The 14,213-nt window shown below is 31.2% G+C and carries 9 protein-coding genes; 3 read left to right on the top strand and 6 right to left on the bottom strand.

The window, feature by feature from the left end:
- From KO494_RS07350 to KO494_RS07340, 3 genes are all read right to left on the bottom strand, one after another.
- On the bottom strand, positions 1-1,656 hold the full coding sequence (locus KO494_RS07350; protein ID WP_215966946.1) for a peptidase domain-containing ABC transporter: 1,656 nt from the start codon (positions 1,654-1,656) through the stop codon (positions 1-3).
- A 4-nt stretch (positions 1,657-1,660) separates the two neighbouring features.
- Entirely contained in the window at positions 1,661-2,332 is a 672-nt protein-coding gene (locus tag KO494_RS07345) for a TetR/AcrR family transcriptional regulator (RefSeq protein ID WP_215966945.1), read from the bottom strand.
- Positions 2,333-2,422: 90 nt separating this feature from the next.
- Positions 2,423-3,376 (bottom strand): lipopolysaccharide assembly protein LapB, encoded by a 954-nt coding sequence (locus KO494_RS07340; protein ID WP_215966944.1) that lies wholly within the window; start codon positions 3,374-3,376, stop codon positions 2,423-2,425.
- A gap of 173 nt (positions 3,377-3,549) precedes the next feature.
- Here KO494_RS07340 and KO494_RS07335 point away from each other — a divergent pair, with 173 nt between their 5' ends.
- The 3 genes from KO494_RS07335 (at position 3,550) to KO494_RS07325 (ending at position 11,710) form a co-directional block, all read left to right on the top strand.
- Positions 3,550-9,645: an alpha-2-macroglobulin gene (locus KO494_RS07335; protein ID WP_215966943.1), complete on the top strand. Its 6,096-nt coding sequence runs from the start codon at positions 3,550-3,552 to the stop codon at positions 9,643-9,645.
- A 185-nt stretch (positions 9,646-9,830) separates the two neighbouring features.
- On the top strand, positions 9,831-10,322 hold the full coding sequence (locus KO494_RS07330; RefSeq protein ID WP_215966942.1) for a hypothetical protein: 492 nt from the start codon (positions 9,831-9,833) through the stop codon (positions 10,320-10,322).
- Positions 10,323-10,324: 2 nt separating this feature from the next.
- Complete coding sequence (locus KO494_RS07325; protein WP_215966941.1) at positions 10,325-11,710, top strand: M64 family metallopeptidase; 1,386 nt, start codon at positions 10,325-10,327, stop codon at positions 11,708-11,710.
- Between the two features lie 9 nt (positions 11,711-11,719).
- On the opposite strand, the gene KO494_RS07320 is transcribed toward KO494_RS07325, so the two are convergent.
- From KO494_RS07320 to KO494_RS07310, 3 genes are all read right to left on the bottom strand, one after another.
- Positions 11,720-12,247: a DUF4136 domain-containing protein gene (locus KO494_RS07320; protein WP_215966940.1), complete on the bottom strand. Its 528-nt coding sequence runs from the start codon at positions 12,245-12,247 to the stop codon at positions 11,720-11,722.
- Between the two features lie 47 nt (positions 12,248-12,294).
- On the bottom strand, positions 12,295-13,347 hold the full coding sequence (locus KO494_RS07315; RefSeq protein WP_215966939.1) for a glycosyltransferase family 9 protein: 1,053 nt from the start codon (positions 13,345-13,347) through the stop codon (positions 12,295-12,297).
- Positions 13,348-13,495: 148 nt separating this feature from the next.
- Positions 13,496-14,206 carry an ion transporter gene (locus KO494_RS07310; RefSeq protein WP_215966938.1) on the bottom strand — a complete coding sequence of 237 codons (711 nt, stop codon included), beginning with the start codon at positions 14,204-14,206 and terminating at the stop codon, positions 13,496-13,498.
- Between the last annotated feature and the right edge of the window lie 7 nt (positions 14,207-14,213).

Raw genomic sequence — 14,213 nt, 5'->3', positions numbered from 1 at the left:
TTAAATCATTTTTCCTTTTTGTAATGTAATGGTATTATGGCATTTCTCTTTCCATCTTTTATTACCACTTACTACTATAACTGCCCAATTGTTTGCCTTATCTAATAAAAAATTCATAACCTTTTCCCACTCGGCAAACTCAAACTGGTCTAAAGGGTCTTCAAGAATTAAAAGTTTTGGTTTTCTAACAATTGCTCTAGCTAAAATTATTTTTTTTGCGTCTGTATAAGCAATTTGTTTTCCTTCTGGGTTAATTATAGTGTTAAGCCCTTTAGGTCGCTCTTTAACAAACTTTTTGAGCCCAACTTTTTCTATTGCCCAAAAAATTTCTTCATCTGTAAGGCTATCATCTCCAAAGGTGATGTTTTCACGAAGCGTAGCTTGAAAGGGAGTTTCGTCTGATAAAGACATTCCTATTTGTCCTCTATATTTATTTAAATGAATATTATTTAAAGAAAAGTTATCTAAAAAAACAGTTCCTTTTGTTGGTTTTATTAATCCTGCAAACAAACGCAACAAACTAGATTTACCTGCTCCACTTTCACCACGAATCAAGGTACTGGTATTGGCTTGTACTTGCATGGATATATTTTCTAATATATTTTTATCTCTTTCAGGTACATTATAGCATACATTTTCTAATTCTATTATAAAATTATCTTTAAAAATAGGATCCTCTCCTATTTGACTTTCTAATTCTTTATCTACTACCTGACCAATTTTTTCTAAAGAAGTTAAAATATCATAAAAAGATTCTAAACCAAGTATTAGTTTTTCAACAGAGCTAATTACCAATAGTATAATTATTTCTGCTGCTACAAATTGCCCAATATTCATTTCTTGATTTAAAACTAAAGCACCTCCAATAGTTAATAAACCTGCAGTAACAATAACCTTAAAACCAATCATTTGTATAAACTGTATAACTAAGACTTTAAAATGTGATTCTCTTGAGTTTAAATACTTATCTACTAAAGCATCGTTTTTGGTTAATGCTAAATTGGTTTTTCCAGACAATTTAAAACTTATAATAGTTCTTGCTACTTCCTGAATCCAGTGCGCAACTTTGTATTTATTTTTAGATTCCTGAAGACTAGTTTCCATTCCTCTACGCGCTGTAAATTTAAAAACCACATATACCAATATTAATAGTATAATACCAAAAGCAATAAAAAAAGGATGGTAAAAAGAAAGCAATATAAGAGCAAACACAATTTGTAAAACTGCCGCAGGAATATCTACTAATATTTTAGCTAACCCCTTTTGCACAGTTAGTGTATCAAAAAAACGATTTGCTAATTCTGGCGGATAATAACTACGTAACTCTTCCATAGTGATTTTTGGAAAACGATAGATAAACTCAAAAGACGCTCTTGTAAAAACACGTTGTTGCAGCGTTTCTATAATACGCATTTGCATCAATTGTAATACACCTACAAATGCAACACCTAGAGTAACAAGAACCACTAAAACAATCCAAGAAGTTGTTATTTGCGCTCCTTGTAATAAATTAATAATTGCTTGTATACCTAACGGTAAAGACAACGAAACTAATCCTGCAAAAATGGCATAGTAAAAAACTTGCAAAACGGCACGCTTTTCTAATTTAAGCAAACCAAAAAGCCTTTGCCAAGGCGTCATTGTAATATTTTTCATAAATTTATTTTAAAGCATTAAAGGTGAGTTCTGTAAAAAATTGGGTTGGTGTAGTGCTAGTATCACAATCTGTAATAGTTTTAAAATGTTCCTTTAAAAAATGTTGATGCAAAGCGCCTTCAACAACCGTACTTGCTAGGCTTGATGGAAATTTATATTTAGGGTTTATTTTAATTATCATATCTCTTAACCTAGTTACCAACCTTTTATAGATTATAAAATATCCTTCTTTATTTTCTACATCTACTTCTTTGGTTAAGTATGATTTAGAATACTCATTAATAACAATTCTATTTAATACAACTTCATTAATATGTAAAAAGGTACTATCTTCTTTTATCGTTCTTGTAACTACTTCTATAGCTTTTTGTAGTTGTAATTTTTCATCAGAAATATTGTGTGTAGCAAATACCAGTTGATACTCTATCCAAGCCCAATACCAAGAAGTTAAATACAGTAACAACTTATGCTTACTTTCAAAATAACGATATATAGAACTTTCATTAGAACCAATTTTTACACCTAACTTTTTAAACGTATAATTATCAAAGCCAATTTCATCTATTAATAATATACTTTGCTCTATAATACGTTTCCCTAATTTAGAAGACTCAGGATCTTTAAGAAAGATTTTTTCTGGTACATTAATCTTTAAATTTGATAGTAAATTAATCATAATTATACATTTTGATTGCAAATATAATAGTATTACTATTAAAACAAGAATTAAAATAAAAAAAACTGCTATTGCAGTCTTTAGTAAAATTTACAATTGATTTATTTCAAGCTTCTCTTCTTTAAAAACCTCTATTTCCGGAAGCTCAGAAATTGCCAATACAATAGCTTGTAATGCTTTTTCTTTTTGTTTTTGATGCTTATATATTTGTGCCAACCTATAATTTGCCCAAGCAATTGGCACACCATCTTCTGCAGAATAATTTTCTATATACTTTTGCAAACACTGTTCTCCTTTAGCTAGTTGAATATTGTACTCTGCTGCTACTTTTCCTATTTGATAATGCAAAGCATTTCGTTGATGTTTCTCTTGCGAAGCCTCCATTGTTGCTACTGCTTTTTCTGGCGCATTGTTACTTTCATAAAAACTAGAAAGTTTCTGGTAACAGGTAAATGATCCTCCTTCTGTAATAGCAAGTTTATAGTATTTTTCGGCTAATTCTGGCTTATCATCGTATTCATAAATATAGCCTTTTGCTAAATAACCATCTACTTTAGATAAAGCTTCTAACTCATTGGCATATTGTAAAGATTTGGTTTGACTACCTCCTACAACTACAGGTAACTGCATATACAATTCTACCAAAGCCCAACGTGTGTTTATATGCTTAGCATCTAATTTTGCTGCAGTTAAAAAGGCTTCTTTAACATCTCCTATAATAGTTAAAGCAATAAACTTGTTTACTTGTAAAGCCTTCATTCCTAGAGCACCTCCATACTTATAATGGTAATTTGCTTCTAATGGTTTTGCTTGTACTAATTTTTTATATTGCGTAATGGCATCGTCCCATTTTTGTTGGTATCCATAAGCATCACCAAACAACTCAATGGCTTTTAAGTTCTCTGGATGCTCTTTAACAATTAATTGGAGTACATTTTCTGCGCTTACATATTTTTTTTGCATTAAAAGAGCTTCTGCTTTGCCAATATTATGTTGACTAAAACCAAACAAAGGAAGCATTATAAGAACAATAAATTTTCGCATACTGTTTAAGTTGATTTCACAAATATAATCTTTCAAAAATTAATTTCAGAAAGTTCTAATTCCTTAAAAATAAGTTAACTTCACTCAACCAAACGCATAATTCGCTAATTCTGTATTTTTTGGAACACATTTTGAAGTTAGCTTTGAAGGCATTTATTTACAAAACGAAGCACATGAAAAAAACCATCACTATATTTATGATTATCTTTTTTGCAACTTTCACTCAAGCACAAACGAACAATTACGAAAGTCTTTGGAAAGAAATTGCGCAATTTGAAAAAGAAGGATTAACAAAATCTGCTTTAAAAGCTGTAGAACTAATTAGCGCAAAAGCAAAAGCAGATAAAAATGCACCACAAATTATAAAAACGCTTCTTTACAAAAGCAAGTACGCCTTAATCTTAAAAGAAGATGCGCAATTAAAAATTATAAACGATTTTAAAAAAGAAATAAATGAAAGTGTTTCTCCTACTAAAAACGTATTAGAGAACATGCTAGCCAACTTGTATTGGCAATATTTTAATCAAAACCGTTACCAATTTTATAACCGAACAAAAACTGAAGACAAAGTAGATACAACAGATTTTAGAACCTGGGATTTACAAACGCTTTTCACAGAAATAAACACACATTACCAACATTCTTTAGAAAACAGTTTTGTACTACAAAAAACTAGCTTAAACAACTACGAAGCACTTTTACTAGAGCAAAAAAACTCTAAAATATTTAGACCTACGCTTTATGATTTATTAAGTCATAATGCCTTAGAATTTTATAAAACAACAGAAAACAGCATTACCAAACCTGCGTATAAATTTGAAATAGACAATGAAGAATATAGTAGTAAAGCATCCGTTTTTTCTAAACTAAAAATCACATCAAAAGACAGCACGTCTTTACAGCTTCAAGCATTAAAAATATATCAGAAACTTATTCAATTTCACAACAAAGACAAAGCAGCAGAAGCACTTGCAGACGTTAATCTAGAAAGACTAAAATACGTAAAAGAACATGCTACATTCAAAAATAAAGAGGCTATTTATTTAAAAGCATTGCAGGCAGAAAGTAAAAGATTAAACTCAAATCCTGTTTCTGGTTTATATGATTTTGAAATTGCTACATTATTCGTGCAACAAGCAGGAGATTACCAGCCAGAAGTAAAAGTAGAAAACCGTTGGAAAAACAAAGAAGCACTCGCGCTTTGCAATACAGTATTAAAACAATTCCCTAAAAGTATTGCTGCTCAAAAATGTGAAGTTTTAAAACAACAAATTCTTCAGCAAACCCTTCAAATCACAACAGAATCTTATGTGCCTATACAAAAAGATGCCAGGTTTTTAGTTCGTTACAAAAACGTAGATGCCTTATCTTTTGTAGTGTATACAATCAGTGAAAATCAATTTGAAAAATTAAACAAAACCTACAAAAAAGAAGAACAACTTGCCCTTATAAACAATCTGGAGCAAGTTACTAAATGGCAAAGCACGCTTCGTAACGAACAAGATTACCAAACACATACAACAGAAGTTATTTTACCAAAATTAATTAATAGTCGTTATGTAATTTTAGCAACGCCAAACAACACCACAAACACTTTTGGTTTTGCAACTATTCAAGTAACCAACTTGGCAGTTGTAGAAAACGCTGCACAAGACAAAACAACATTTCAAGTTATTGATAGAAACAACGGAAAACCAATTGCAGAAGCAAAACTTAAAATCACATATTTAAAGAATAACAATCGCACACTACAAACCGAAAACGTTATTACAAATAGCAAAGGAGAAGCTGTTTTTTATAAAGAAGCAGATAGATATAGAAGTGTAAAAATTGAAGTAACACACCAAGGTGAAAAAGCTTATTTTGGCGACTATTACATATACCAAAACCATTACAACAACACAAAAGACAAAGAAACATACAAAGGTTTTTTATTTACAGACAGAAGTATTTACAGACCAGGACAAACGGTTTTCTTTAAAGGTATTGCTATAAAAACCAATAACGATGTTTCAGAAGTGTTTCCAGATGCAAAATTAAATGTGCGTTTAACAGATGCTAATGGTCAAGAAGTAAAAACGTTAAAATTTGTAACCAATGCATTTGGTTCTATTCAAGGAGAATTTATTCTACCAAACACAGGATTAACAGGTGATTTTCATATTCGTATTTCTTCAGAAAAAGTACAAATAAACGGAATCACAAATATTTCTGTCGAAGAATATAAACGCCCAAAATTTGAAGCAAAATTTCTTCCTATAACAGAAACCTATAAAGTAAATGACGAGATTACCATAAAAGGAAATGCACTTGCCTACGCAGGAAGCAACATTACAGATGCTAAGGTAGTGTATCGCGTACACCGAAAAGTACAGTACCCAAGATGGTATTATTGGTATCGACCATTTTTTACTAGCGAACCTCAAGAAATCAAACATGGAGAGAGCAAAACCAATGATAAGGGAGAATTTGAAATAAAATTTAATGCACAACCAGACCAAAGTGTAGATAAAAAAAACTTACCCGTTTTTCATTATGAAGTCACAGCAGATATTACCGATTTAAATGGCGAAACACGAAGCGCAACCACCACTGTAAATGTTGGTTACCATGCTTTATTGGCAAATCTTTCTATTGCAGATAAACTAGACAAAAACAACAAAGACCATACTTTAAAAATAGACACCAAAAACCTAAATGGCCAATTTGCTCCAGCAAAAGGAACTATTAAAATATATAAACTAGAAGCACCTCAACAGGTTTTAAGACCAAGACCATGGGCTGCTCCAGATTATCAAGACATATCAGAAAGTAAATTTAAAAACAAATTCCCACATGAAGCATATAAAAAAGAACACAACAGTACAAGCTGGAAAAAAGGCACACTAGTTCTAGATGAAAAATTTGATACTTCAAAAAAGAAAGAATTAGATTTTAGAAATATTAAAAAATGGGAATCTGGCGCTTATGTCATTCTTCTAGAAAGTAAAGATAAATTTGGTCAAGAAGTAAAAGACGAAATTAAAACCACGCTCTTTAGTGATAAAGACAAAACACTTGCAGACAAGCAACTGTTTAGCGTCACCACAAACAAAGAAACCTACCATGTTGGAGAAACTGCTATAGTAACTTTTGCATCTGCAGCTCAAGATGTATATGTTTCGGTTTCTGTAGAAAAAGGTCATAAAATAATTCAAGAAGAAACTATTCATTTAAACAATAACAAAAAAAAACTACGTATTCCCATTAACAAAGAAGATGTTGGTGGCTTTGTATTGCATTATAGTTTTTCGGCTTTTAACAGCTATCAAAGTGCTAGTGTAAATATTATTGTTCCGTACGCAAAAACAGCATTAGAAATAGAAACGCTAACTTTTAGAGACAAACTTCAACCAGGAACCAACGAAACCTGGAGTTTTAAAATTAAAGGTCCGCAAGGCGAAAAAGTAAGTGCAGAATTACTGGCAAGTATGTATGACGCTTCCTTAGATCAATTTAAATCACATACATGGAATTTTAACCCAATTACCCAACAAAATTACTATACTCGAAATAGAACAAATGCAAGACAAAGCTTTGGTGCTATTGGTTTTAGAGTACACAACAAAAACAATTACACAGCTACATATTCGCAACAAAATTATGACCAACTGGATTGGTTTGGATTTTATTTTGGGCATTCTAGAATGTTGTATGAAGCAAATAATATGATGATGGTGAAACGCAGAGCTTCGCAACAAAAACAAGTTGCTGGAGCTCCTGTTGCTGAAATGATAGAAATGGAGGAAATGGAAGAAGCTTTGGTTGTAGCTGATGCATTAGATGGAAAAGTTTCTGGAATACAAACTACAGATAAGGTAGAAAAAACAAAAGATGAATCGGATTTCTCTGGAATATCCATTAGAAAAAACCTGCAAGAAACCGCTTTTTTCTTTCCGCAATTACAAACAGATACAAACGGAAACATAAGTTTTAGTTTTACCACTCCAGAAGCATTAACCAAATGGAATCTGCAATTATTAGCACATACAAAAAATCTGGAAAGCACAGTTACTAGTTTAGAAACGGTTACCCAAAAAGAGCTAATGGTAATACCAAATGCGCCTCGTTTTTTACGGGAAGGAGACGAAATTGTAATTAGTTCTAAAATTGCAAACCTTACCGAAAAACAAATTTCTGGAGAAGCTGTTTTACAACTTTTTGATGCTACAACTGGCGAGCGAATAGACAAAAAACTATTTACAGAAGCCGAAATACCAAGCCCTAATTACTCTGGAACCTATGGTACAAGAGCATTTACAGTAGACGCCAAAGGAAACACACAAGTATCTTGGCTATTATATATTCCTGAAGATATTACTGCTGTACAATATAAAATCATTGCAAAATCAGAAGCATTTAGTGATGGCGAGCAAAATGCACTTCCGGTATTAAGCAATAGAATGTTAGTGACCGAAACGTTACCAATGTGGATTAAAAGTAACCAAACAAAAACATTTATATTAGATAAGCTTAAAAACAACCATTCAACAACGCTTAAAAACCATAATCTAGCTTTAGAGATGACCAGTAATCCTGCTTGGTATGCTGTGCAAGCGCTTCCGTATTTAATGGAATATCCTTATGATTGTAATGAACAAACCTTTAGCAGATATTACGCAAATGCACTGGCTAGTCATATTACAAATAGTAACCCGAGAATACAGGAAGTTTTTAATCAATGGAAAAACACAGACGCGTTACTTTCTAACCTAGAAAAAAATGAAGAATTAAAATCTTTATTAATTCAAGAAACACCTTGGTTACGTGATGCACAAAGTGAAACCGAACAGAAAAAACGCATTGCCTTACTGTTCAATTTAAATAAAATGAATAACGAGCTACAGGCTGCAAAACGAAAACTAGAACAAAATCAAATGCAAAATGGTGCTTGGTCCTGGTTTGCTGGAGGAAGAGAAAACAGATACATTACACAACATATTATTACTGGATTTGGGCACCTTAGTAAACTTGGTGTCACTCTCAGCGCAGCAGAAGAGTCTCAAAAACAAATAATTGAAAAAGCTATTGATTATTTAGATGCTGAATTTGTACAAGAATACAAAGACATCAAAAAATATAACAATAATATAGATTTAACTAAAGACCATTTAAGTTACACACAATTGCATTATTTATACATGCGAAGCTTTTTTCCAGAAATTAAAAAGAGTAAAGAAGTTCAAGACATTACCAATTATTACAAAACACAAATTGAAAAATATTGGTTATCTAGAAGTTTATACGCAAAAGGAATGATGGCTTTAGTTTCTGAAAGATTAAATGCAAATGCAACTGCTAAAGCAATTTTAAAATCCTTAAAAGAAAATAGCATTACTAGCGAAGCATTAGGAATGTATTGGAAAGAAAACACCCATTCTTGGTATTGGTATCAAGCACCAATTGAAACACAAGCTTTATTAATTGAAGCCTTTGCAGAAATTGAAAATGACACAAAAACCATTGACAATCTTAAAATATGGCTACTTAAAAATAAGCAAACCAACCGTTGGAAAACCACCAAAGCAACCACAGAAGCTGTATATGCTTTATTGCTACAAGGAAGCGATTGGTTAAGCGTTACAGAAATGGTAAACATTACTATTGGCAACCAGGAGCTAGCTGCTAAAAAACTAGAAAATGTAAAAGTAGAAGCAGGAACTGGTTACTTTAAAACATCTTGGAAAGGTGCAGAAATTAAACCAGAAATGGCAGAAGTAAAAATCACTAAAAAAGGAAAAGGAATTGCCTGGGGAAGCTTGTATTGGCAATACTTTGAAGATTTAGATAAAATTACAACTGCAGAAACACCTTTGCAATTAAAGAAAAAACTATTCTTAAAAAAGAATACAGACCTTGGCGAAGAACTACAAGAGGTAAGCTTAGACACCAAATTACAAATTGGTGATGTAGTTCGTGTTCGTATAGAGTTAAGAAGTGATCGTAATATGGAATTTGTACATATGAAAGATATGCGAGCAGCAGGATTAGAACCAATAAACGTATTATCAAAATACAAATGGCAAGATGGTTTGGGGTATTATGAAAGCACCAAAGATGCTGCCACTAATTTCTTTTTTGATTATTTACCAAAAGGTGTTTTTGTCTTTGAATATGACTTACGCGTTAATAACTCAGGATATATGAGTAATGGTATTACAACCATTCAAAGCATGTATGCTCCAGAATTTAGTAGCCATAGCGAAGGGGTAAAAATCACTGTAGAGTAACAAATTACAAAGTATATAATAACCTCATGACACCAAGAATATTACACAAAATTCATGAACCTAATATGTTTTATCTATTTCATAAAAAAAAGAGGATTTTAAATCCTCTTTTTTTTATTTATAAGGTTTTAAATTTTTATTAATCCTTAACTTTACACCTAATTATTTATTTTCATAATTCATTTATGCTATCACCTAAAGTATATCTAAAATCTTGTGCTATAGTAGTACTATTATGTATATTTTCTTGTGCTTCTAACAAGCAAGTAATAGCAGAATCACCTGAAACTATTTCAACATCACAAATTCTTTTTCTCAATTATGTATTGGTTAAAAATGATCAAGACGAAAAAAGCATTACGCTAATCAATAAAATTAATACCGAAGGAATATTAAAAGGAAAACCTGAAAATATTCAAAATCCTGAAGTTGAAGATTTAGAATATTCTATTTTAGATAAGGATTTTAATGAATTAGAAAAAGGTGCTTTAAAAAATCCGTTAAAAAAAACAGTAGAATTTGTAAACGATTTTGGTAATTTTGAAAAAAGAGTTTTAGATTTAGACAGTGTACAATTTAACATTAGACTGCAACTACCTGCTAAAGCAAAATACATTGTTATTACAGAACTTACAAACACAGAATCCATACAACACATTACCACTAAAATAGAATAAACATGAAAAGACTATTACTTTTATTACTTCTTGTTTTTAACTTTCAGCTTGCAATTTCGCAGACTTTTGATGTGGTAAAAATTAAAGATTCTGGTGCTGATGATAAACGTATAAACCTTGTTATTCTAGGAGATGGCTATACATCTAGTGAACTTAGTCAATTTGAAACAGATGCTACTACTTTTATGAATGATTTGTTTGCTGAAGAACCTTTTGCTAGCTATGAAAATTACTTTAATGTACATATTATAAAAGTAATATCTACAGAAAGTGGCGCATCGCATCCAGGAACTGCTTCAGATGAAACAAGTTATTCTGTACCAACACAAACAGTAAATAATTATTTTGGCACTACTTACGATAGTTTTTCTATTCATAGATTACTTTACACTTTAAACCAAGGAACTATTTCTACTGTTTTAGCGGCTAATTTTCCAGCCTATGACCAAGCGCTTATTTTAGTAAATTCACCTTATTATGGTGGTAGTGGAGGATCATTTCCTATTGCATCAACCGGACAAGACTCTGGAGAGATTGCTATTCATGAACTAGGGCATTCTTTTGTAGATTTAAAAGACGAATATTATCCTGGTGATGCACTTGCTGCTGAAGCCATTAACATGACACAAGAAACAGACCCTTCATTAGTACGATGGAAAAACTGGATTGGTATAGACAATGTTGGCGTGTATTCTTATGCTACTTCTGGTACTGCTTCTACATGGAATAGACCACATCAATCCTGTAAAATGCGCTATTTAGGATATCCTTTCTGTTCTGTTTGCAAAGAGGGTATTATCGAGAAAATTCATGATTTAGTTTCGCCAATAGACGCTTACACTCCTACAGAAACTACAATTAGCGAAGCTTCTTTTCCTTTAAATTTTGAAATAAATACCATAGCAACGTTGCCTAGTAACACATTAGAAAACACATGGACTTTAAACACAAATAGTTTTGCTTCAAATATAGATATTGTAAGTATTGAAGAAAGTGATTTAAATACAGGTACCAATAACTTAACAGTAGTGGTGCATGATGCAACTACGCAATTAAATATAGACAATCACGAATCTATTCACGTGGCAACGGTTTCTTGGACTATAGACAATACTCTAGGCGTTCAAGATGCAATAGCTAATGATTTTAATATAATCATGTATCCTAATCCTTCTAATGATATTGTACATTTCACATTAGAAAACACATTAGGTAATGATGTATTGGTTGAAATTATTAGCACAGAAGGCAAGAAGATAAAAACAATTAATTTATCTAATCTAGAAACATCGCAAACAGATATTAGCACATTAAGTCAAGGAATATACATTGCCAACTTCTACCAAAACAATGTTTTAATTGCAAGTAAAAAACTGGTAAAAAATTAAAAAAACTCCTTATTCTTTTGTTTTTAGAGGGTATTTTTTTAGCACCTTTTCAACTATATTCTGCAAAATGGCTTCGCGCTTTTCTGGTGTTGCATTTGGGTTATAACTACTTTCGGTTTCTGCTTGCCAAAAAAGACCAATTCCGTTTTCATCAATAAACTCAAATAAAATCTGTCTTGTAATTTTTGCCTGACCAACAGGAATACCAATAGAAACTCCTCCGCCAACATTATTTCCTGTTCCTCCAACTCCTACTCCAACTGTACTTTTTTGTTCTACAGGATATTCCTTACTTACAATATTTATATAAAAATCTGGGGTTTCAGCAATATCCATTCCTTGAAGTTGCAATTGCTTTTCCAAAACGTTTAATAAGCGTTTGGTATCTAATTCACTTAATCCTGTTTCAATTTCTGAATAGTAATTGTAGGTTTTATATTTTGAAAAATCAGTACCTTTTTCAAAATCAGTAGATACATAAACGGGAGCACAACTAGTAAAAAGAACTACTAGCACTACTATATTAATAGATTTCATAGAAATTAATTTCCTTAAATTTAAGGAAAAAATGATACCAATAAAACCTAATTAACTTTTTGTATTACATTATTAACAACCTGCATACAACCTGCTATATCTGTAGTTTTTGCATCTATAGCAACGCCATTAAAATAAGGAGCATATTTACTAATCTTGGTTACACCAAACAACCCAATGGTAGGAGCTCCAGATGCACTTGCCAAATGCATAATACCAGAATCTGCCCCAATAAAAGCTTTTGTATTTGCAATTACAGCAGCTATTTCACGCACATCATGACTATAAAAAGAAGGTGCTTTAAACTGAATTTGAGAAACGTTTTCTTTAGGAAGAATTTCTATAATATTATAATTAGAATAGGATTTTTTTAATTTATCATAAAATGGCAGCCACCATTTTTCAGGATAACATTTTACTCCTGTAGCATAGGTAAAAATGCAAATAGTAGGTTTATCATTTTTAACCAAATCTTTAAGAATATCTTTGCCTGATTGCAGCTCTTTATATGATAATTTAATACTTAAGGGAGCTATGGGTTCTTTAATTTCACTATACCCTAATTTATATAAATACTCTCTTAAGCTATACACTTGCTTTTTTGCTTTATGATTATAATCAGGATATTTCAATTTCAAATGTCCCTCTTCTTCTTCACCAAATACTTTGTAGGTAGCATTAGAAAAAAGAGTAAACAACTTACCCGAAGAAGATTTTTTTACAGCAGTAATTGCAATGTCATATTTGTATTTTTTAATAGCAAAAACACCTTTTATATAGCGTAACGGATACTTGAATGCTCTTTTAGGAAGCATAATTATTCTATCTACACTTTTAAACTCTTGAAATAAAATGGGTGCTAAGCCACCTTGAACAACAAAATCTATAGTAGCCTCTGGAAACAATCTATTTACTTCTTGAAGTAGCGGTGTGGTTAATATCAAATTACCTAACCTATGATTAGGCCTACATATTAAAACTCTTTTTACAACCTGCCTATTAGAGGTATCTATATTCTTAAAATGCGCATTACCAACTCTTTTGGATAGTTTTTGCATCAAGCTTCTTCTAAAATTATTTACTTTTTTATGAAAACTCATGCGCTTTTAATATTTTTCATTTTGGTTCATTATTTGCGCAAAATAATTAGAATATTTTGAAGCAGCTTAATTTTTATGCTTGCTTTATTAGAATTACTTACTTTAAAAATTAACAAACAATAGCGAAGAACAACAGAAAAGCAGTAGTTTATTTATCTTCGCTTTTATCAATAGATTTTGTAAGTGCAGAAGTGATAATACCTGTTGGTATTGCTACAATACCTAAGCCTATTAATAATATAAAAAAAGTAAATACTCTGCCACCAATAGTAATTGGGTAAACATCACCATAACCAACTGTAGTTAGCGTTACAATAGCCCACCATAGGCTATCAAAAATAGAAGAAAAATGTTCAGGTTGCGCTTCGTTTTCAAAATAATAAATACCTACTGCAGAAAAATAAATTAAAATTAGTGTAATGAAAAAAAAGAGCAATATTTCTTCTTTTGCTGCTTTTATAGCACGAGAAAAATGAGTCATTGCCTTATTATAACGCACCAATTTTAAAACCCTAAATAAACGTAAAAAACGTAAAGCTCTTAAAGACCTTAGGTCTAATCCAAAAGATAAATAAAACGGAATAATTGCTAGAAAATCTATAATACCATAAAAACTAAATACAAACTTTAGTTTGTTATCTGCTACATAAATTCTTAAAAGATATTCTAAAGTAAAAACCACAACACAAAATATCTCTACATATTGTAAAATATCTTTTACTTGTGGTTTTAAGTTTGGAATAGTTTCTATAGAAAAAGTAACAATAGAAAGTAATATTAATGATTGAATAAAAACAGCAAAAAACCGGCTTGCTTTATTGTCATTTATTTCTACTATACTTTTTATATAGTTTCTCATTACAATG

It is taken from the genome of Lacinutrix sp. C3R15, assembly GCF_018860825.1.
GTDB lineage: Bacteria > Bacteroidota > Bacteroidia > Flavobacteriales > Flavobacteriaceae > Oceanihabitans.
The sequence above is the reverse complement of the archived record's forward strand: the minus strand, read 5'-3'. Positions and strand labels throughout refer to the sequence as shown.

Excerpts from the sequence above, each read along its gene's own strand:
- KO494_RS07325 (WP_215966941.1), top strand. The coding sequence starts at position 10,325 with ATGAAAAGACTATTACTTTTATTACTTCTTGTTTTTAACTTTCAGCTT.
- KO494_RS07340 (WP_215966944.1), bottom strand. The coding sequence starts at position 3,376 with ATGCGAAAATTTATTGTTCTTATAATGCTTCCTTTGTTTGGTTTTAGT.
- KO494_RS07310 (WP_215966938.1), bottom strand. The coding sequence starts at position 14,206 with ATGAGAAACTATATAAAAAGTATAGTAGAAATAAATGACAATAAAGCA.
- KO494_RS07315 (WP_215966939.1), bottom strand. The coding sequence starts at position 13,347 with ATGAGTTTTCATAAAAAAGTAAATAATTTTAGAAGAAGCTTGATGCAA.
- KO494_RS07335 (WP_215966943.1), top strand. The coding sequence starts at position 3,550 with ATGAAAAAAACCATCACTATATTTATGATTATCTTTTTTGCAACTTTC.
- KO494_RS07320 (WP_215966940.1), bottom strand. The coding sequence starts at position 12,247 with ATGAAATCTATTAATATAGTAGTGCTAGTAGTTCTTTTTACTAGTTGT.
- KO494_RS07345 (WP_215966945.1), bottom strand. The coding sequence starts at position 2,332 with ATGATTAATTTACTATCAAATTTAAAGATTAATGTACCAGAAAAAATC.
- KO494_RS07330 (WP_215966942.1), top strand. The coding sequence starts at position 9,831 with ATGCTATCACCTAAAGTATATCTAAAATCTTGTGCTATAGTAGTACTA.
- KO494_RS07350 (WP_215966946.1), bottom strand. The coding sequence starts at position 1,656 with ATGAAAAATATTACAATGACGCCTTGGCAAAGGCTTTTTGGTTTGCTT.